General features: G+C 57.5%; 20 protein-coding genes and 1 pseudogene. 6 read left to right on the top strand and 15 right to left on the bottom strand.

Going from position 1 to position 19,726, the window contains the following annotated elements:
- Positions 1 to 248 precede the first annotated feature (248 nt).
- Positions 249 to 386: pseudogene (locus J3A71_RS31430) on the top strand (NAD(P)-dependent alcohol dehydrogenase); the annotation flags it as partial.
- Here J3A71_RS31430 and J3A71_RS13750 read toward each other — a convergent pair.
- From J3A71_RS13750 to J3A71_RS13725, 6 genes are all read right to left on the bottom strand, one after another.
- A complete protein-coding gene (locus J3A71_RS13750; protein ID WP_102667843.1) occupies positions 324 to 650 on the bottom strand; it encodes a hypothetical protein in 327 nt (108 codons plus the stop codon). The pseudogene J3A71_RS31430 and the gene J3A71_RS13750 overlap by 63 nt on opposite strands.
- 136 nt (positions 651 to 786) lie before the next feature.
- Positions 787 to 1,542 carry an IS21-like element ISPpu7 family helper ATPase IstB gene (gene istB, locus J3A71_RS13745; RefSeq protein WP_019437637.1) on the bottom strand — a complete coding sequence of 252 codons (756 nt, stop codon included), beginning with the start codon at positions 1,540 to 1,542 and terminating at the stop codon, positions 787 to 789.
- Positions 1,543 to 1,559: 17 nt separating this feature from the next.
- On the bottom strand, positions 1,560 to 3,074 hold the full coding sequence (istA, locus tag J3A71_RS13740) for an IS21-like element ISPpu7 family transposase (RefSeq protein ID WP_019437638.1): 1,515 nt from the start codon (positions 3,072 to 3,074) through the stop codon (positions 1,560 to 1,562).
- 548 nt (positions 3,075 to 3,622) lie between these two features.
- Positions 3,623 to 5,158, bottom strand: coding sequence for an IS66 family transposase (locus tag J3A71_RS13735; protein WP_182375016.1), 1,536 nt, complete (start codon positions 5,156 to 5,158; stop codon positions 3,623 to 3,625).
- Positions 5,159 to 5,221: 63 nt separating this feature from the next.
- Complete coding sequence (gene tnpB, locus J3A71_RS31425) at positions 5,222 to 5,557, bottom strand: IS66 family insertion sequence element accessory protein TnpB (protein ID WP_004575513.1); 336 nt, start codon at positions 5,555 to 5,557, stop codon at positions 5,222 to 5,224.
- A complete protein-coding gene (locus J3A71_RS13725; protein WP_010954361.1) occupies positions 5,554 to 5,874 on the bottom strand; it encodes a transposase in 321 nt (106 codons plus the stop codon). Before J3A71_RS13725 ends, tnpB begins: the two co-directional genes overlap by 4 nt.
- 642 nt (positions 5,875 to 6,516) lie before the next feature.
- On the opposite strand from J3A71_RS13725, the gene J3A71_RS13720 reads away from it, so the two are divergent.
- Entirely contained in the window at positions 6,517 to 6,957 is a 441-nt protein-coding gene (locus tag J3A71_RS13720; protein ID WP_012314211.1) for a hypothetical protein, read from the top strand.
- 354 nt (positions 6,958 to 7,311) lie between these two features.
- Here J3A71_RS13720 and J3A71_RS13715 read toward each other — a convergent pair whose 3' ends face one another.
- Positions 7,312 to 7,587: a helix-turn-helix transcriptional regulator gene (locus J3A71_RS13715; protein ID WP_012314210.1), complete on the bottom strand. Its 276-nt coding sequence runs from the start codon at positions 7,585 to 7,587 to the stop codon at positions 7,312 to 7,314.
- A 142-nt stretch (positions 7,588 to 7,729) separates the two neighbouring features.
- Between J3A71_RS13715 and J3A71_RS13710 the strand changes: the two genes are divergently transcribed.
- Together J3A71_RS13710 and J3A71_RS13705 are read left to right on the top strand one after the other, a co-directional pair.
- On the top strand, positions 7,730 to 8,191 hold the full coding sequence (locus J3A71_RS13710; RefSeq protein WP_173857497.1) for a hypothetical protein: 462 nt from the start codon (positions 7,730 to 7,732) through the stop codon (positions 8,189 to 8,191).
- Positions 8,192 to 8,382: 191 nt separating this feature from the next.
- A complete protein-coding gene (locus J3A71_RS13705) occupies positions 8,383 to 9,141 on the top strand; it encodes an NAD-dependent deacylase (protein ID WP_012314208.1) in 759 nt (252 codons plus the stop codon).
- Between the two features lie 69 nt (positions 9,142 to 9,210).
- Here the strand turns inward: J3A71_RS13705 and J3A71_RS13700 are convergent.
- Positions 9,211 to 10,067 (bottom strand): IS5 family transposase gene (locus J3A71_RS13700; protein WP_085984877.1). Its coding sequence is split into 2 segments (ribosomal slippage): positions 9,211 to 9,723 and positions 9,726 to 10,067, totalling 855 coding nucleotides; the frame shifts between segments, so codons are not numbered across the junction.
- A gap of 580 nt (positions 10,068 to 10,647) precedes the next feature.
- On the opposite strand from J3A71_RS13700, the gene J3A71_RS13695 reads away from it, so the two are divergent.
- Complete coding sequence (locus J3A71_RS13695) at positions 10,648 to 11,010, top strand: histone-like nucleoid-structuring protein, MvaT/MvaU family (protein WP_012314205.1); 363 nt, start codon at positions 10,648 to 10,650, stop codon at positions 11,008 to 11,010.
- Positions 11,011 to 11,079: 69 nt separating this feature from the next.
- On the opposite strand, the gene J3A71_RS13690 is transcribed toward J3A71_RS13695, so the two are convergent.
- A complete protein-coding gene (locus J3A71_RS13690; protein ID WP_052293016.1) occupies positions 11,080 to 12,063 on the bottom strand; it encodes a DUF2220 family protein in 984 nt (327 codons plus the stop codon).
- Entirely contained in the window at positions 12,056 to 12,712 is a 657-nt protein-coding gene (locus J3A71_RS13685) for a DUF6791 domain-containing protein (RefSeq protein ID WP_233100425.1), read from the bottom strand. The genes J3A71_RS13690 and J3A71_RS13685 overlap by 8 nt, the downstream gene beginning before the upstream one ends.
- Before the next feature lie 85 nt (positions 12,713 to 12,797).
- Between J3A71_RS13685 and J3A71_RS31690 the strand changes: the two genes are divergently transcribed.
- The gene (locus J3A71_RS31690) at positions 12,798 to 12,932 is read left to right on the top strand and encodes a hypothetical protein (protein ID WP_256587412.1); all 135 of its coding nucleotides are present in this window, start codon (positions 12,798 to 12,800) and stop codon (positions 12,930 to 12,932) included.
- Here the strand turns inward: J3A71_RS31690 and J3A71_RS13680 are convergent.
- The 5 genes from J3A71_RS13680 to J3A71_RS13660 all read right to left on the bottom strand — a co-directional run bounded on the left by J3A71_RS13680 (position 12,929) and on the right by J3A71_RS13660 (position 19,520).
- On the bottom strand, positions 12,929 to 15,181 hold the full coding sequence (locus J3A71_RS13680) for an EAL domain-containing protein (protein WP_102667719.1): 2,253 nt from the start codon (positions 15,179 to 15,181) through the stop codon (positions 12,929 to 12,931). The genes J3A71_RS31690 and J3A71_RS13680 overlap by 4 nt on opposite strands.
- Before the next feature lie 4 nt (positions 15,182 to 15,185).
- A complete protein-coding gene (locus tag J3A71_RS13675) occupies positions 15,186 to 16,826 on the bottom strand; it encodes a methyl-accepting chemotaxis protein (RefSeq protein WP_012314196.1) in 1,641 nt (546 codons plus the stop codon).
- A gap of 160 nt (positions 16,827 to 16,986) precedes the next feature.
- Positions 16,987 to 17,364: a response regulator gene (locus tag J3A71_RS13670; RefSeq protein ID WP_004577346.1), complete on the bottom strand. Its 378-nt coding sequence runs from the start codon at positions 17,362 to 17,364 to the stop codon at positions 16,987 to 16,989.
- Positions 17,365 to 17,445: 81 nt separating this feature from the next.
- Positions 17,446 to 18,075 (bottom strand): response regulator, encoded by a 630-nt coding sequence (locus J3A71_RS13665; RefSeq protein ID WP_004577345.1) that lies wholly within the window; start codon positions 18,073 to 18,075, stop codon positions 17,446 to 17,448.
- Complete coding sequence (locus J3A71_RS13660) at positions 18,072 to 19,520, bottom strand: ATP-binding protein (protein ID WP_052293013.1); 1,449 nt, start codon at positions 19,518 to 19,520, stop codon at positions 18,072 to 18,074. Before J3A71_RS13660 ends, J3A71_RS13665 begins: the two co-directional genes overlap by 4 nt.
- Between the last annotated feature and the right edge of the window lie 206 nt (positions 19,521 to 19,726).

The following is a 19,726-nucleotide window of genomic DNA, read 5'->3' as shown; positions in this document are numbered from 1 at the left end:
AGATGCTAAGTGCAGATCGCCCATACAGCATCCGTTGAGCCGGTGGGCGGTAGTGTGGGAAGTCAGAAGCATGGGCGATCATACAGAGGATTAGACAATGACATGACCGCAGATCTGTGCCTGTGCGTTTCCCCGGCCGTACACCTCCGGAGGATTAGGCATTACTTACGCGGGAACGGACATGCCCGCACCCCGGCCTGGTGCGCACAATGCGCCGCCTCAACACTCAGCACTTAGCGAGGCATCACATGTACACAGCTATCGGTTATGCCGGCCCAGTCGGCCACAGCTCCCCTCGCCCCATGACTTTCAACGGTCGCAGCTCACGAGCTGACGACGTGGCCATCGAAATCCTGTATTGCCGCGTTTGCCACACCGGCATCCACTAAGCGCGCAAGGAGCAGGCCATCTATGGATTTTCGAAAGTCCACCTGTTTGGGGTAGAGGTACACTTTTTCGACTTTGGCGTCGGGTCGCATCATGGCGTGCGGGCTCCAGAAGATCGAGAGCACAGCACTAGGGACCAGCGAAGCGCTTTGAATGTGGCTTTCATGGAGCGTGTACTTTGCTCCAGGCTGGACGTGTCCGTCAGGAGCAAAAACAGCAGGCACAAAAAAACCACCTAAAAGGTGGTTTTTGTGCTTTCGCATATCCCAAGGCGAAACCAGCTCCTATGCTGACTGCGGATTCCACGCCATTCGGACACTCAGCCCACGCTGATCCGGACACCTGTTCCACGCTCATTCGGACAGGCAGTCGGAGCGCAGCGACGCAGGGGTGGCATTGTTAGTCCGGGTTGGCTGGCGTCGTCAATTTCTGCGTCCGTTTGCGCATTGATTCACCCTTCAGATTGATCCGATAAGCGTTGTGCACCAGGCGGTCGAGGATGGCATCGGCCAGGGTCGGATCGCCGATCAGTTCGTGCCAGTTGTCCACCGGCATCTGGCTGGTGACGATGGTCGAGCGCTGGCCGTAACGGTCGTCCAGTAGCTCCAGCATGTCGCGCCGTTGCTCGCCGGTGAACGGGGCCAGGCCCCAGTCGTCGAGGATCAGCAGGTCGGTCTTGGCGTAGCTGCTCATCAGCTTGGCGAAGCGGCCGTCGCCATGGGCCAGACCCAGTTCTTCCAGCAAACGTGGCAGGCGCAGGTAGCGCACGCTGTAGCCCTCCCGGCAGGCCTGGTGGGCCAGGGCGCAGGCCAGCCAGGTTTTACCGACACCGGTGGGGCCGCCGATGATCAGGTTGAGGCCGTCGCGCAGCCACTGACCACTGCTCAGTTGCAGGATCAGCGCCTTATCCAGTCCGCGCGGGCTGCGGTAGTCGATGTCTTCGAGGCAGGCGTTGTGCTTGAGCCGGGCCTGGCGCAGGCGGCTGCTCAGGCGCTTGTCATCGCGTTCGGTCAGCTCGCGGTCGACCAGCAGGCCGAGGCGTTCTTCGAAGCTCAGGCTGTCGATGTCCGGGGTTTTCAGTTGTTCATTCAGCGCCTTGAGCATGCCGTGCAGGCGCAGGGTTTGCAGCTTGTCCAGGGTCGGATGGGGCAGCATGGTGGGATTCCTTGGGGTCAGTGGTAGTAGGCGGATCCGCGCAGGTTGGCGTGGTCGTCCGGTAGTAGCGGCAGGTTGGTTTGAGCTAGCGGCAGGTTTTCCAGCCCCTGGCGCAGGATCGATTCGAGGCTCTTGTAGCTGCACGTGCCGAGGCTGATGGCGCGACGGCAGGCCAACTCCAGACGCGCCTCACCGTGGGTTTTACCCAGGCGCAGGATGCCCAGGCAGGCCCGGTAGCCCTGCTGCGGATGGATGCGCCGTTCGAGGATGTGCCGGATCACGCCGGCGGTGTTCGGCCCGGTCTGCTCGGCCCAGCGGATCAGCCGTTGCGGCGTCCACTCGGCATGCTCGCGATGGCTCTTGGGCATGTGCTCGGCCTGCGTGCTGTGCCTGCCCTTGTGCATTGAGCGCAGGTGGCTGGCCACTCGCTGGTTGGCGTGGAAAAACTCGACGGTGCGCGCCGTCAGGCGCACCTCCAGCTGCTTCTTCACCAGTTGATACGGCACCGAGTAGTAATGCCCATCGACCTCGACGTGGTAGTCGATGTGCACCCGCGCCTTCTTCCACTCGGCGTAGACGTAGGGTTGCTCCGGCAGGGGGCGCAGCGCCGGACGATCCAGGCTGTCGAAGGCCGACTGCCGGGAGCCCGGCAGCTTCTTGAACGGGCGTTGGTTGAGCCGCTCCAGCAGCCCGGCGATGGCCGTGTTGAGTTCATCCAGGGAGAAGAACTGCCGATTCCTCAGTGCGGCGAGGATCCAACGCTCGACCACCTGCACGCCGACTTCGGCCTTGGCCTTGTCGCGCGGTTTGCGTGCCCGCGCCGGCACCACCGCCACGCCATAGTGCTCGGCCAGATCGCGGTAGCTCGGGTTGATGTCCGGCTCGTAGCGGTGACTCTTGCTCACCGCGCTGCGCAGGTTGTCCGGCACCACGATCTCCGGCACGCCGCCGAGGAAGGCGAAGCAGCGGGCATGGGAGCCTAGCCAGTCCGGCAGCTGCTGCGACCAGGTGGCTTCGGCGAAGGTGTAGCTGGACGCGCCGAGCACCGCGACGAACACCTGCGCCTGGCGGATCTCGCCGCTGTGGCGATCGATAACCGGCACCGTCTGGCCGGCATAGTCGACGAACAGCTTCTCGCCGACGCGGTGCTCCTGACGCATCACCACGTCCAACTTGCCCTGCCAGGCTCGGTAGTGCTCACAGAACCAGCTGTACTGAAAGCCCTGAGGCTGGCTCAGGCGGTACTCCTGCCAGAGCAGCGCCAGGGTCACCCCGGGGCGGCGCAGTTCGGCATGCACCCATGCCCAATCGGGTAAAGGCCGCTTCTCACTGGCAACCGCCGGGGCCGGCGGGAACAGTTGCTGCTCCAACTCGGCATCGGACAACGAACAGGGCCAGGTGAGGCCGCTGGCGGCAAAACGGCAGAGGTAATCACCGGCACTGCTGTGGCCAATGCCCAGGCTGCGGGCGATCTTGCGCACGGACAGGCCGCAGTCGAACTTGAGGCGTAACACCTCTCGGATTTTACGCATGGATAAACGCTCCACAACGACCTCTCTGCTTCGAAAAAGAGATCGATGGTAGTGAATAAATCCTGCGTGGCTGCCTGCCAGAAAAGTGTCCGGATGACCGTGGAGTCGGTGTCCGGATGCTCGTGGAATGAGTGTCCGGATCAGCGTGGAATCACTGTCCGGATGCGCGTGGAATGGGTGTCCGAGTCAGCGTGGAATCCGCATGCTGACTCCTAACCAAGTGGCTTGTAACGAGATTGTAGGTGATTTGGATTCATCCATCAAGGCCTAAGGCCTCAGTACGCGGCAGTAAAATTGGCGCATATAATGCCTCTAACTTCCGATTACTGTCATAACTGGAAGTCTATTGTCTTCAAAACTCTGGCTGGTATTTCATGGCGCGCGCACCCACACCCTTGTTCGAAACCTACGATAACTTTATCGAGCAAGACTTCAGTTTGCAGGGCTCATCGCTCGCCTGCGTCGCTTCCTTTTTGGATGAGTGTGAAGCTGCTTTGGAACCTGATCGTGGCTAGGCGTAAGCGTCCGGCGAACTCACCTTGCGTAAGTCAGGCCGGCACCCACTGATGCGGCAGCAACTGTCCGATCTCACTGGCCCGTTGGGTCGGCAGCCGCGTCAGCACATCTTTGAGATAGGCATACGGATCATGCCCATTCATGCGCGCCGACTGGATCAAACTCATGATTGCCGCAGCCCGCTTACCGCTGCGCAGGGATCCCGCAAATAACCAGTTCGAGCGCCCGAGTGCCCATGGCCGTATCTGGTTTTCGACCTGGTTGTTGTCGATGGGCACAGCCCCATCATCCAGGTAGCGCGTCAGCGCTACCCAGCGTTTCAGGCTGTAATCGAGGGCTTTGGCCGTGGCTGATCCATTGGGCACCAGGTCTCGCTGAGCCAACATCCAGTCATGCAGTTTTTTGAGGATCGGCACCGCCAATTCTTGTCGTATTCGCCAGCGCTCTTCATCACTCATGTCCCGCGCCTGACGTTCGACCTCGTACAAGCCGCTGATCGAGTGCAGGGCCTGTTCAGCCAGCTGACTTTTGTTCGCCACGTGCAAATCAAAGAACTTGCGCCGGGCGTGGGCCATGCAGCCGATTTCAGTGATGCCTTGTTCGAAACCGGCTTTGTAGCCAGCGAAGTCGTCGCAGACCAACTTGCCGTTCCAGTCACCCAGGAAGTTGCGCGCATGTTCGCCAGCACGGCTTGGGCTGAAGTCGTAAACCACCGCTTTGAGCCCTGAAAACGGCGTCGTGCTGTACGCCCAGACATAGGCCCGGTGGGTTTTCTTCTCGCCTGGCGCAAGCATTTGCACCGGTGTCTCATCAGCGTGGATCACGCCCTGGTTCAGCACCGCTTCACGCAGCGCATCAACTAGCGGCTGAAGTCTCACGCCAGTTTGTCCGACCCATTGCGCCAAGGTCGAACGAGCAATTGCCAGTCCGGCGCGACCAAAGATTTTCTCCTGCCGGTACAGTGGCAAGTGATCGGCAAACTTGGCCACCATCACGTGGGCCAACAAACCTGTGGTCGGGATACCTTTGTCGATAACCTGGGCTGGCACCGGGGCCTGGATCAGGGTTTCGCACTGGCGACAGGCCCATTTGCCCCGCACATGTTGCTCGACGGTAAACACGCCCGGCGTGTAATCCAGCTTCTCGCTGACGTCTTCGCCGATGCGTTGAAGTTGGCAGCCACAGACGCACTGGGTGTTTTCGGGTTCGTGACGAATCACCGTGCGTGGAAACTGCGGCGGCAAAGGCGCACGTTTCGGGGATTGTCGTGGTTCGGCCTGTGGCGCATCTGGGAGAAGCTGTTTTAGCTCGGCCTCGATAGCTTCAAGGTCTGTGTCGAGCAGGTCATCCAGCAAGCTGCTTTGCGCCGGGCTGATTTGCTCGCTGCGCTTGGCAAACTTGTGCCGTTTGAGCAGGGCGATTTCGAACTTGAACTGTTCGATGAGGATTTCATCGTTCTGAATCTTCCTGCTCATCGCCTCGACCTGGGATTGCAATTGCAACGCCTGTGCCGCCAAGGCACGAAGCTGTTCCGGGGTCATCTGGTCGAGGTTGGGCGAGAAAGTCATGCCGCCGATTGTGCCAGAGCAGGCGCGGGGCGACGACAAGTAGACCGGCCAAATGGCCGGCGTTTACAGCATGCTAATCACACCGCCTGCACCGACGCGCTGCCACGGCAGGCCCAGCACCAACGCCTGGAGTTGTTCGCTGTCGAGTTCGACCTCGCAGCCGTGGCGAATGCCGGGCCAGTGGAACTTGCCTTGGTTCAGTCGACGCGCTGCCAGCCAGACACCGACGCCATCGTGCACCAGCACTTTCATCCGGTTAGCCCGGCGATTGGCGAACAGATAAGCGCAGTGCGGCTTCGCCGCACCGAACACCGCAATCACCCGGGCTAATGCTGTCTCGGTGCCAGCGCGCATGTCCATCGGCTCGGTGGCCAGCCAGATGGCATCGATGCGGATCATTGAGCGAAAGCCCGAATAAATTGCGCACAACCCTCGGGATCCGAGGCTGGCCATTTCACCGTGATCACTTGCCCGGCCACGGGCAACTCGATGATCACTGACGCTTCGACTGGCCGTTTAGGTGCGGCTTTTAGCGGGACGAAAGCTGGTAGTGAAGCCGCTGCGGGCTGATCTCGATAGAGCGGCAGCCATTTGCGGATGACGTTGGCATTGATGCCGTGGTTGATGGCGACACTGGACACGGTTGCGCCAGGTTGCAGGCATTCCTGAACGACCTGGGCTTTGAACGGTTTCGGATAAGAGCTTCGTTGGCGCATAGAAATCCTGGCGATAAGGGTGATCGCGTCCGCTTAAAAATACGCGGACACCATCGCCCTTAATGCTGGAGTTCGGAAGGTGAGTTCGCCGGACGCTTACGGCTAGGCGGCGGTGCGTGCATTCATGCGCGCGTTTTCCGACAACGCGCAGGGCCGCGGGTGGTTACCAGTATGGAACTCTACAAGCCCACTGGGGGTATGGCAGTGAGCACGATGGTCAGCGATTTGAGGTAAACCTCTGTGAGCACTGCTTTTTTCAGACCTTGGCGTACCTGAAGCAAGAGCGACGCGTTCAACAGCTGTTCAGTGATGAGCCGACTGCTGAGAGCGGTGATTTGGGCCTGGTTGCCCAGGACGATTACTTCCAGGACACGGGCTGCCGTTGATAAATTGGCATCAATCAGCCAACGGAGAGGTTTCTGCGCATGCGGTTAGCAGACTCAACAATGAGCGACCTGTTACCCAGGCTCTGCCTGGCCCCGCTCTTATAAGCGGACTTCCGGGTGTGCCTGTCACTTTGGGCATACGTCGACCACGACCAGCGTTGAAAATCCGAATTAGCGATGATCTGTCTCTCGGCGGGCAGACCAGAACTGGCTGGTGACATCCCCTCACCCTAATGCTTAAGGAGCGTCTTGCAGAATGCGTGCAACTCCAAAGGTGAGGAACCTTTCCCGCCGAGAGGCCATTTTCCAGTCCAAGGCACAAGCCAGGGTCATAGCCAGCGGAGACTGGCTTACCTGGCCAGAGCTGAATGCCCTGTTGCCGGCGGTGGCTGAGCAACGCAGCGACGGCGCTCCTGACCGGTATTTAGACGGTGCGATCTTCTCTATCAACTACGAGGGTGTGGAGTACTTTCCACGTTTCGCCATCGAAGCACGCACCTTGGCCATTGCGGCCCAGGGAATGCAGCGCGTCATCGCTGTGCTGGCCACCAGGGTGAATGGCTGGGGCATGGCTTTATGGTTCGAATCGTCCAATTCGTATTTGGGGGGTAAGCTGCCGAAGGACTTCATATCCTCCGAGCCCGACGCGGTTGTTCAAGCCGCACAGGAGGAGATAGATGGGGTCTCGCATGGCTAGCGCTGCTCGTGGCTAGGCCCATCCTCGCGCCTCGCTCGCTATACCCGAGAGACAAAACAGCATTATTTAGCTATGCCCTCCTCCATCCAGGCTCCCTGCCTGCAGCCTTTCGCCAGTGCTAGTCAGGAATCCTCCACGATTCTCGATACGGTCGCCTGTACAAGCCAATTGAAAAACGGAGAGCAGCGGCGGTGGCCATAGGCATTTGAATGTAGAAGGGGTCACCTTAGCCATGGAATGATCTACGCATGGCTACGCTGCTCCCCGAAGCTGGTTCTCAGTGAGCAGCGCGATAGTAGTCGATTCAGGATGGCATGAACACTATAGCGCTCATTTTGGGCATTGGATCGACTTTCAAGGCTTGAGCGCTTCCTTTTTCACCTGCTTGATCAGCCCGTCGAAGCCCACATCGGGATCTTGGATAAGGTATGCAGACACGATGAGGCTGAGTGGGTGGATACCCATGCGGCCGGCCAGCTCTTCAATTTTTTGAATCGTCGGCGACTTGAGTCCGCGTTCGAGTGAGCTCACGTAGGTTCGGCTACTGACTACGGCGAAATCTTCCTGGGTCAGGTCGTGAAGAATGCGCATGCGCCGCAGTGCCTCACCCAGGGATTCACGGATTTCCATCATCATTCCTCTGAAAAGGAATGATGAAGCGCTATCGAACACGATAGGGCTACAATCTATAGTGTTCATTGTGGGATAATTTGAGGTTTCCAGCCCTGGTGGCCGTTCGCCAAGGGGTATACAGCGCTCAGTGGAGCCCGTTTTGATCTATTTGTCCGAATCTCACACCCGTACTGTCCGTACAGGTTCTTATTGTGAAATTGAGGGGATGTGCTTTTGGGTAACCTTGCGGTCGCTTTTCAACGATGAGAGCGAGCGAGCAGCTGTTGTGGAAGATGCCTACGAACTCAACGTTTTCCTCACCCAGGCAACGGGCGTCGAGATCGCGCAGGTGCAAATGCTATGCCCTCCATCCATCAGCGGACGTCCGCACTGGAGCCTGGAAGAGCTTCGTAAGATTGTGATTCACCGTGGGCTTGAGTGCTCGCAAAGCGCGGTGATTTACGAGACTGCGGTGGCCACCTACAAATTAGGAGATCTCGACTTACGCCTGCGGAAACGGTCACATGCGTTGTACTCGGCGCGAACCCTGAAAGCGCGAACGACCTGCGTGGCCCTTCCACCTAAACCTGCTGACGAACCGCAGTTGTACGCACACTTTTGATGCAGAAGCGCACACCGTCATTGGCCGATAAAACCCCACTGGAATGCGGTTTGGGTTCTGCGAGTGCGAGCCTGGCTATTTCGGCACGAGGCGCCCGTCACAACTGTGCACTTAATAAAGTCAATTCCGATGCCGCTCGCGGCCGTTATCCTGACAGATCTCTCTGCCCCGCGTTAGGCTGATGAATACCCATGGACAACCTAGCAAAAGCCGCTGAGGCACTGCGGTCCGCGCAACATATCATGGTGTTTACCGGCGCTGGCGTTTCTGCCGGCAGCGGGATTCCGACTTTCCGCGACGAGCTGACCGGGTTGTGGGAGCGCCAAGACCCGCAGCGTTTAGAAACGGCGCAGGCATTCCGCGAAAATCCGGCGCTGGTTTGGGGCTGGTACCTATGGCGGCGCCAGCAAGTAATGCAAGCCAAGCCTAATGCGGCACATCAGGCGATCCATCGGTTATCTGGCAGCGGCCGGAGTGTCACCGTGGTCACTCAGAATATTGATGATTTGCACGAGCGGGCAGGTAATCAGGAGGTGCTTCATCTCCATGGCAGCCTGATGCGCCCCAAGTGTTTCGCCTGTCATCGATTCGTCGTGGAACCGCTGGTGTTTCCGATTATTCCAGCGGAAGGCGCTTTGATAGAACCGCCCCGCTGCCGCCGATGCAACGGCCGCTTGCGTCCAGCTATCGTGTGGTTTGGTGAGTACCTCCCGCCAGGTGTATGGAAAGCCGCCAGCCAAGCAGCACGACAGTGTGACATCCTGCTTTCTATCGGGACTTCCGGTGTGGTCAGGCCTGCTGCTGACTTACCAGATATCGCCTTAGCGTCTGGTGCAGTGGTCATACACGTCAATAACGTAGATGTATCCATGAATGGGCCGAACGAGATCATGCTGATAGGCCCTGCTGAGAAAATACTGCCACAGCTGATTGCTCTGGCGTTGACATGACCATCCACTACCCGGGCAAGGAGAAAGCTTTGAAACGCTCTAAACCTTTATAACTAGCTGTGCAAAGGACTAGGCTCTGTACGAAAAAAGATGTCGCAAACACTGCATGGAACAAGCCAACGAGACCATAGCTGCATAGCTTTTCGCGAGCTTGTCGAAGCGTGTCACGATACGGCGGTTCTCTTTCAGCCAGCCAAACATCCGTTCGATGATGTTGCGCTGTCGGTACTTGGGCCGATCAAACAGCCTGGGTAAGCCAGGCTTGGTTTTGCGCTTCATTGATCGCAGCGGGATGACGGGCTGCATTCGATACTGATCGCAGTAGCGGCGTAGCGCTTCGGCGTCGTATCCCTTGTCAGCAAGCAGCCATTTACAGCGCTTGCGCGGGCGGCCTCGTTGGCTCGACGGAATGCGGACTTCGTCCAGCAGTGGCTGGGCATAGCTGATGTCACTGGCTTGACCGCCAGAGAGGAGAAAGCGCAACGGTGTCCCGTTGGCGTCGCAGAGCATGTGGTTTTTGGTCGTCAGACCACCGCGACTGCGCCCTAGAGCGTGATCGGCAGGCTCGTCAGGCCCCCTTTTTTCCCGGCGCCAGATGAGGCTCGGGTTGCGCGCACTGCGGTTGAATCGATCATCCAGGTTTGCAGATCGATCAAGCCCTGTTCATTCAATCTCAGGTGCAGACGTTTGAGCATCTGATCGAACGTGCCCTGATTTCGCCAGCCCCGAAACCGTTGATACACCGTTGACCATGGGCCGAAGCGCTCCGGCATATCTCGCCACGCAGCACCCGAGCAGAGTACCCAGAGCACGCCGTCGAGCATCAGCCGGTCGCTCAGGCGCGGGCGCCCTCGGCCATGGGTTTCGATGAAGAGATCGGACACCACCTCCCAGGCCTCGTCCGAGAGTTCGTAACGCTTTGCCATCACAGGATTCCTTTCCGTTGATGACGGGGGACTCTACAAAATCTCAGCGTTCGAGGGGCGGCGATTGGGTTTCTCGGGATTTCGTACAGAGCCTAAGTTCAGGGATAACCCTGAAGCCAATTCACCCGTTTTTCGACATCAGGCTGACTTAGTGCTGCCTTGAGTAAGGCTGGTGTGAGAAGCCTTAGCACACTATAGTCCGCCTGGCCCTAGAGGCTGATGGGTTCGTATGGATTTGCAATGTGCAAATTCTGCACATTACTCCCTTCTCGACAATTTGAAAGCGGGCATGCTCATTCCACCATTCACCAGACTCGTGCGTTAAACGTCCGGCGGGTATCTGTGGCTCAGGCAATAGTCGATTACACAAAAGAGTAAATACGGCAATACCGATACTGACAGGGACAACGAACAGCGGAGCTCCTGTCACATCGGAGCTCTGGTATCCTTGGCGAAGCTGGACTCATGGATAACCAAATTCAGTACGACCCTCCATAGTTCAGGTATAGAACCTAGCACCGCATCACGCTGGATGACGCTCGTCATGTATAGTGATTCACTCCCATGGTAGAGGTGCAAAATGTCCCGTCTCGCAGAATTTAGGAAACTCGAACAACAATTGGCCCAGCAGCTCGCCGAGCTTGAAAGCCTCAAGAATGATGACGGTCTCAAGGTGGAAATCGAGTTTGAGACCAAACTTCGTGGCCTGCTGGGCGAGTACGGCTTCAGCCTGCGCAATGTGATTGACCTGCTGGATCCGGAAGCCTCACGCCGCTCTGCCCCAACGGTAGAGAAGGCTAGCCGAAAGCCTCGCCAGCTCAAAATCTACAAAAACCCCCACACCGGTGAGCGCGTCGAGACCAAGGGCGGCAACCACAAAACCTTGAAAGAGTGGAAATCCCAGTACGGTGCAGAAACCGTTGAATCCTGGGCTTCCCACTGAGCTCCTAAGCGGTAGTCTGGTCATCTAGATAGCATGGGCGGCAATATTGCTGCCCTTGTTCCTCGCCTTTCAGCTAGTCCTCATGAGCTGCTCTAGACCCAAACCCTCCTGGGGCAACCAGAAGCCCTCGCCCCACAGGGTATTCACTTCCTCAGCCAAGTCTGGCAGCCAAGCCGTCGCCAAACTTTCATAGCCGCTAGGAAGCATCACAAGCTCTCGCCGCCGCCCCACCTCGAGCAGCATCTGGAAGAAGACGCCCGGACTCAACTGTAGTTCGTGCAGTCGATTAAATTTCAGCGGAATGCTCAGTCCTTCGGGGTCAATGTCTCCAAAATATTCTGCTCGCTGGGCCTCTCGTTCGCGCATGACCTCAACCAGTGCTAATCCTGAGGCACAGATAGTGTTACCACTCCCGTAAACGATGGCGCTGTAGCGCTTAGCCTGCTCATTCCACTCCCCCAGGCTCCATAAAGTGTGGTGGTTTTCGACCACAAGCACGGGTAACCCAATGGCATCGGCTGGCCGATATGCAAGTGGATGCTCAACCCGCATTGCCCCGATAGCACTTAATGGCATGCGCCCGTTGAACAGCGCGCCATTGCGCGCCCGCGAATCCAGGAATTTCTCATCACCCAAGATATCGAGTGAACGCTCCCGAAGCGGCACCTGCATGAAGCGCCCCCGCCGCCGGATGAGCCATTCGTTGATCATGAAGGCGGTCGCTTGCTCGCCTGGCGAAAGGTTCGGCCAGAAACCCATTTCAGGAAGCCAGGAAACAGCGCCGTAATCAATTGCTTGAGGACGCCTCTCCTCCCGAATCAGAGTCACCGCCTTTGGCATGGGGGGATTGCCCAGCTTCTCGAAGCTTGCTGGCCCGGGCAGGCGCAGAACTCCCTGTGTCTGCGCCAAAGCTAAAGCTGCAAGTAGCTGCTGATCCCTATCAGGCGTTGCGACCTGTTCCGGATACGCGTCCAACCAAAGAGTTCTCAGAGTCGTCAACGCGACGCGCTTGCCGGGCTGGAGGATGAGCTTATCGACGAAAAGGCTAAGCACCTGTACCGCCCAGACCAATAATGGCAATACGCAGTGAGCTAAACCTGGCGTTGAGCGCCGTGGTACCGTAACGCGCCGAAGCCGTATCTTCGTAATGGAACACGGAATCCGGTGACTCCGCCTCCACCACTTTATACGTCAGGGGTGTGACGTCGGGGTCCGCAGCCCGAGCCTCATTCCAGAGGATGCGGGTGTAATGCCAGACCTTGTCGTAAAAGCTTGCAAACCCATTGGTACCTTGCGGCTTGTTTGAAAAGGCAAAGTTCGCGACCAGGCTCGACGTCAAGGGTAATGTTCCAGCCGAGTACTCAATTGCGGTAATCCTGCCGCCATTGTGCTTGTGGGGGGATTCACCAATGAAGTGCATGACATGAGTGCTCGGAGTCCCCACCACGTCAGGGCTGGGCTGATCGAGCGGACAGAAGAACGTACCGCGCTTCACCTCTCCTTGCGCGTTGAGGTAGGGAATGGAGTGCACGACCAAATGACCCTCGCGCACTTCCAGTTCGAACCCCTCATTGCGGAGGTCGAGGAGCGTTTGATTAAGACTTATCACTGACCGAGACATAGAATTCCATCCCCTCTTTGACACGAACTTGTTGACCGTCTGCCACCGAACCCTCCGGTTGGTCGTGAGGGCCGTGGTCATAATCAATCGTGTAAACCGTCTACGGAGGATGCTGGCTACCAGGGAATGCCAGCTCAACCAATTGTTGGTAGGTCAGGTAGCGGGTGTGCACCACGCGAGGCTTGGCGTTGATGACGATAGTCGCCTTGAAGGGCATGACCACGAAGTGCTCAACGCCCGGTTTGGTCAGGTCGACGTAGTCCTTGTCACCGACCAGGATGTCGCGGCCATGGTTGATTAGACTGCTCCCAAAGCAGATGACATGAACAACTCGAATTCCTTCACCGGCACTGGTCGGGAGAAGTAATAGCCCTGAGCTTCGTCGCACCCCATACGACTCAATATGGGTAATACATTGTCGCTTTCCACACCCTCCGCGACGATCTGCAAATTGAGATTGTGCGCCAAGGTTACCATTGTGCCGACGATAGCTCTGTCATCGGCATTGTCGGCCAGATTCTGGACGAATGAGCGATCGATCTTCAGCCGATCAATCGTAAGATGTTTGAGGTAAGCCATGCTCGAATAGCCGGTACCGAAATCATCGATTGCCAACCGTACGCCCATAGCCTTCAACCGCCGGAAACAAGCGATCATCCTCTCGGTGTCCTCGATGAGAATCGACTCGGTGAGTTCTAGCTCCAATAAAGACGACTCTAAACCGGATGTGCTTAATGCCAGGGCGACACTATCGACATAATCGCCTTGTTTGAACTCAATAGCAGAGCAGTTCACCGCCACTATGAGTGTTCCAAGGCCCATGCGTTGCCAAGCCACGGCCTGTTCGCATGCAGTGGTAAGCAACCAACGCCCGATGGGCACGATTAATCCACTGGACTCCGCTTCAGCAATGAACTCCCCCGGGTATATCATTCCTCGAGAAGGGTGGCGCCAGCGCAATAATGCCTCTGCTCCGACTACCTCCCCGCTGTCTAGATTCACCTGCGGCTGGTAGTGCAGCTCGAACTCATCGTTGTGTAGTGCAACCCGCAACTCAACTTGCAGTTGTAGTGACTTCAGCGCTCGCTCTCCCATCGCTGGGGTGTAGAAGGTATGCCGGGCCCGACCGCATTTCTTTGCCTGATTCAGCGCAATGTCTGCAGCCTTGAATAAGTCGTCAAAGCTCGTCCCGTGATCAGGATGACAGGCAATACCAATGGAAGTCCGCACCTCCAACAAGCAGTTATGTACCAGCCAAGGCTCTCGCAGACGACTGTCAAGGTCGCGCAGCAACTGCTCCAACTGTTTTCTGGTCGTGGCTCTGACCAACATCAGATACTCATCTCCCCCCAAGCGGGCAGTAGTATCGATGCCCTGCAGACTTGTAAGACGCTGCGCCAGTTCGCACAGCACCTGGTCTCCGGCCACATGACCGAGGGAATCATTGATGGTCTTGAAATTGTCCAGATCGAGGTACAGCAGGTGGAAATCTTCTGCGTCGACAATGGCTTCTTCAATGCGCTCACTGATGCGATGCCGGTTCGGCAGCCCGGTCAGGGCATCGTGGTACGCCATAAATGCGAGGTCGGCTGTCGCTCGTGACTCACGCCGTTGCGCACGATGCAGACGACGGTCCAGAGAGATGATCACCAAAAAGAACACGGCGCTGAGCGCACAGGCCCAACCGAAGGTGTAGTGCCATTCCTTTCGGTAATCGTCGGTGGCAAGGCCGATAGTTAATGCCAGCGGATACTCGCCTATACGTTTAAAGCCATACAGGCGCTCAATGCCATCCAGCGGTGAACGCATATAGAAGTCACCGTCACGGCGTCCGCTCACATGCTGCTCGTCCAGGGCGACGCGTTCCTGAGGATCAAGAGGATTGGCCAGAGGGGGATCGCGCAGCACGCTTTCCGGCCGATCCACTCGACGTACACTGATGACGCCGTGGAGCCCGACGTCTACCTCGTGGAACAGTTCGAGCACCGTTGCCAAATTTAGCGACGTGGCGACCCAACCCTGCCTGCTTCCCAAGCGATCAAAGATAGGTATGGCGAAGTGCAGCCGCGGTTGATTAGGATCTTGCTCGATCACCAGCGAGTCACCGTCTTGCGCTTGCCGAGCAAGCAGTGACCAGTATCGAAGTTGGTCGAAGGAAGGCGCGGCGGTGCCATCGAAGCTGCTAGCAACCAGGCGCCCCTTTTCGTCGATCAGTTCGAAGGGCATCTGGCTTGGCAGGCTAGCCGCCTCTTCGTGAAAGCGCCTGATCAACGTGGCATCCAAACCGTGGTTACTTACCTCCCCGCCCGATAGCCGGGTAGCCAGAGTACGCAGATTGGCGTGTAGAGGTTGTAGCAAGCCAGAATCAAGCCGCGCCTCTAGTGCGAGCCCCAGATTGCGAACATCCAGCCGCGCCTGACGCTCTGTCTGTCGGTAAGCCACCACCAAGAGGGCTGCGAGCAGCACGAACAGACCGCAGCCGAATACCTTCCACAGATGTCCACGCCATGTTTGTAGTGCCGAGCGTGCGCTGTCACGGGTCGAAATCATGGGGTTACACCGAAAAACGCGAAATCATACCCTTGAGCTGGACCGCCAGTTGTGACAACTGCAGGCTTGCCACAGACGTCTGGGTCGCACTCGTGGCGCAATGGTTGGACAAGGTGCGGATGCTGACCAGGTTGCGGTCGAGCTCACGGGCCACGAGGGCCTGTTGTTCGGAGGCGCTGGCAATGACCAAATTGCGTTCGTTGATCATTGAAACGGCCTCCGTAGTTCGCTGTAACGAACCGCTCACAGCCTGGGCCCTCTCAAGGGTCTGAGCCACTTGACCAACACTCATCTGCAAGGCCTCAACTGTGACGACTGTGCCCTGCTGGATCGCAGTGATGATGCTCTCAATCTCCAGAGTTGAACTCTGCGTACGCTGAGCCAGTGAGCGAACCTCGTCGGCTACTACCGCGAAGCCTCTCCCCGCCTCTCCGGCGCGGGCTGCCTCGATCGCGGCGTTCAAGGCCAGTAGATTAGTCTGCTCGGCAATGCCACGGATGACCTCCATAACCATGCTGATGTCTCGTACCTGATCCGACAGTCCACTTGCCTGCCCGGAGGAACGCGTGATGCCCTCGGCTAGAACCTGAATCTGGTCAACGATGTTGGCGACCTGGCTGTGACCATTGCGCATCTCCTCGTCCGACTCGCGGGACAACTCGGAGGTGGAAACAGCATTGCCCGCCACCTCATCCACGGCGCTGCTCATCTGGGTGATCGCGGTCGCGGCCTGTTCGATTTCCTCGCTTTGCTGTTGAAGGCCTCGAGTACTCTCGTCCATCGCCGTGCTCATCTGCTCCGAGGCGGTGGCCAATTGACCGGCAGAGTCACTGATCAGGCCGATAGTTGTGCGCAGGCTATGTTGCATTTCCGCCATCGCATGCAGCAACTGCGCGGGCTCATCCTTGCCGGAGGGTACGATCGGCCTGTCTAGGTGACCGTCAGCGATGGCACGTGCCGCCTGCAGCGCGGTATGCAACGGCCTGACGATGCTGCGGGTGAGTAGCAACGCAAGCAGTACGGTGGCCGCAATCGAGGCACACAAGGCAGAGGCGACGACCACGACCACTCGTTCGTACAGCGCTTGGGCCTGAGTGATGGCCTTCGCCCCCCCTGCTTGGTTCTGCGAAACAAGTGCGTCGATCTGTTCGCCGATCAGGCTCCCACTTTGTGCCAGGGCCGCATTGATTTCCGCCTGTTGCGAAGCATCTGGGGTGCCAACCTGCAAGAGCCGAAGCAACCGGTCCAGATTGCCCACGTAATTTGCTAGCTCTACCTCTAGCATCTCGACCATTTGTTTCTCTAGCGCCGAAATCCCGCGGTTCTTGTATCGCGCTAGCTCTTCGGTCAGCCGCTGCCGGGCAGAGATGATCAAGTCTTCACTGCGAACCAAGGCCTGTGGATCAGATGTCGACCGAATGCGCACGCTCTCAATTCGCATAACGGCAACCTGAGCACTGAAGGTTTGCAGGATGCTCATTCCCGACATCCAAGTATCATTCACATGTCGTGCTACTCGATTTAGCTCGGCCATGCGCGACAAGCTGAAGATTCCAGTGAGCAGGAAGATTAGTGTGACCACCGCGAAGCCCAAGGCCGCACGCTTGCCTATCGTAAGATTGCTCAAAAGCACTGCGACCCCCATCCAGATAAACCCAGGAGATACCTCTCCTACTCTTCTGCCGTGAGATAGCCAGATGCCATCTCCGGATGAGTCTCAATGATGGAGCAGCGTCACGATCACGCCTGCCACACCTTGGACGAGCCGGCGTCATATCATGGTGCTAACGACTCATACCTTGGTATTAACGCCCGCGTCCAAGTCGGCCCGCCCGCTCGATCAGGCTTACCAACGTGCGACCATCAAAGGGTTTGCCAAGGAACTCCAGAGCCCCGGCGGCCAGAGCCTGCTCACGCCAGCGAGCCTCAGGAAACGCGGTAATGAAAATTAGCGGCAGGCATACGCCCAAGGTCAGTAGCTGCTGTTGCAGCTCGAGCCCGGACAGCCCTGGCATCTGCACATCAAGGATTAGGCAATCGCAGGTGTGCAATGCTTGCGACGCCAGGAATTCAGTTGCCGACCCAAAGGTGTCAGCGCAATGGCCCATCGAACGGACCAGCCCATCGAGCGCCATCCTGACGCTTTCATCGTCATCGACGATACAAATATGGTAGGGAGACAAGACGTACTACCTGAAAAGCCAAAGACCGAGCTTTAGACTATGCTGCACTTGGCCTGCTGCAAATCATGCTCTGGTATGCCCCTAGGCTTGACCTTGTGCTTGCCATTGCACTGATAACGCTTGAGCCATGCGCACTAATTCGGCGAACGAGCCGGCGTTCATCTTGCGCATCGCACTGCCTCGATGAATCTTCACCGTGACCTCGCTAATCCCTAGCTCGGCTGCAATTTGCTTGTTCAACAGGCCAGTCGTGGCCATGGCCATCACCTCCTGCTCACGTGTGCTTAGGCGGTTGTGGCGCTCACGCAACTCGATGATGCCTTCCTCGCTCACTCGGCGTTGACGATCATGCTCAAGAGCCTCTACTACAGCATCGAGTAGATCCTGATCGCGAAATGGTTTGGTGAGAAAGCCCAAGGCGCCGGCCTTCATGGCCCTGACGCTCATTGGGATATCCCCGTAGGCAGTCATCATGATTACTGGAATGTTCACCCGCAAATCGTCCATACGAGCTTGGAAGTCCAGGCCGCTAGCGCCTTTGAGGCGCACATCGAGAATCAAACAACTAGGAACCTCCGGACGCGGAAACTGGAGGAACTCATTCGGCGAAGCGAAGGTTTTCACGGCCAGATCAACCGAACGCAGAAGCCCAACTACGGCCTCGCACAGGTCGTGATCATCGTCCACCATGTAGATGCAGGTGTTTTTCATGCTATTACCTCCTCGCAGACTCTAGGCAGTACAAACGACAAGGTCGCGCCTTCTCCCGCTCGGCTGTCGGCCCAGATGCGACCGCCATGCACCTCGATGATTGAGCGGCAGATGGGCAGGCCAATACCGATCCCCTCATCCTTGGTGGTGAAGAATGCGTTGAACAACATGTCGAGGTGCTCTTCCTCTATACCTTTACCACTGTCTCTGACCGTGACCTGCACCTGCTGATCCTGCTCACAAACCTCGATGTACAAATGGCGAGCTGAGCCTTCACGCTCGTCGATAGCGTCGATGCCGTTAATCAACAGGTTGATCATGACCTGTTGCAGTTGAATCCGGTCACCGCGTACCGTCAGACGACGGACCGGGCTTCGAAAGAGTTGTATCCGGCGATGCTGGATATCCCGCTCAAGGAGGGTCAGGGATTCGCTCACAACACTCTCTATATCCAGGCATTCATGCCGTGGCTCGGCCTTGCGGGTATGTTCGCGAATCCGCTGTATCACATCGCTCGCCCGTCGGGCATTGCTGGCCACCCTGCCAATTGCCACGCGCGCTTCATGTGCGTCGGCACGGTCCAGCCAACGTTGGGCCGCTTCGGCATTGGTTACGATGGCAGCCAGTGACTGGTTAACTTCATGAGCTATTGAGGTGCCCAACTCGCCCAACATGCTGACTCGGCTTACGTGGGCCAGTTCAGCCTGGGAGCGATGTAGTGCGACCTCGGCTAGGCGCCGGTCGGTCACATCGTTGTTACTGGCCAGAATCGCCCTGGGATTGCCAAGTTGGTCTCGGTGTAGCGACCATCGGCTGAGGATTGTGACCTCTTTGCCGGCGCGTGTTGTCTCGATCAGTTCGCCTTCCCAAACACCTTTTTCCAACAGCTCGGCCTTGATTGCCTGCGGTGCCTGTGATGAACGACTGCAGAGCAAATCCCAGCAGTCTCGTCCGATTACTTCATCGGCGGTCCAGCCGTAGAGTGCCTCGGCACCGGAATTCCAACTGCGAATACGGCTGTCAAACGTACAGACGATAATCGCATCATGGGTCTGCGACAGCAGTGCAAACTGCTCTCGTAAACGGTCGGTGACCTTCCGACTTTTCACGGCAAGCCAGCCAGCGACTGCAATGGCAACAAGGCTGACTAGGCAGCGGGCCAAAGCCTCACTGAAGAACTGGTTGTGGTGCGAAAGCAGGAAAGCCGCCAACGTCAGGCAACTACAAATCGCTGCTAGCAGACGTATGCCCCTCACCGAAAGACGGGTCGTGGCGATCATGATGACCAGTACGTAGAGGACGGCAACGGCGATCTCGAACGAAGTCAGAGTGTCGACAATGAAGATCGCCAGGGTGATGAGGCAGATGAAGCGCAAAAGCAGATCGTTGAACGCGCCACGCTCTGGCGCCATTGCATCGATCTCCTGGCCAGGAAAGCCCTGCATAGACAAATCCACTAATGAAGAAGGGTAACGGCGACGTCGCTACGGAAACGAGTGATATCCGCGCTTTTACAGCAAAAAAAATCCGGATTGGTAACACCGGAACTGGTATTCGTTTTTGCAGGTCCTCACAGCCCAAAGCTCAGTGCAATAGGATGAAGGTACAACCTTCGAAGATGGCGCATACATACTTGGGCTTGATCCTCACT

The organism is Pseudomonas sp. PvP089 (assembly GCF_017875165.1).
In the GTDB taxonomy this organism is placed as follows: Bacteria; Pseudomonadota; Gammaproteobacteria; order Pseudomonadales; family Pseudomonadaceae; genus Aquipseudomonas; species Aquipseudomonas fortuita.
The sequence above is the reverse complement of the archived record's forward strand: the minus strand, read 5'-3'. Positions and strand labels throughout refer to the sequence as shown.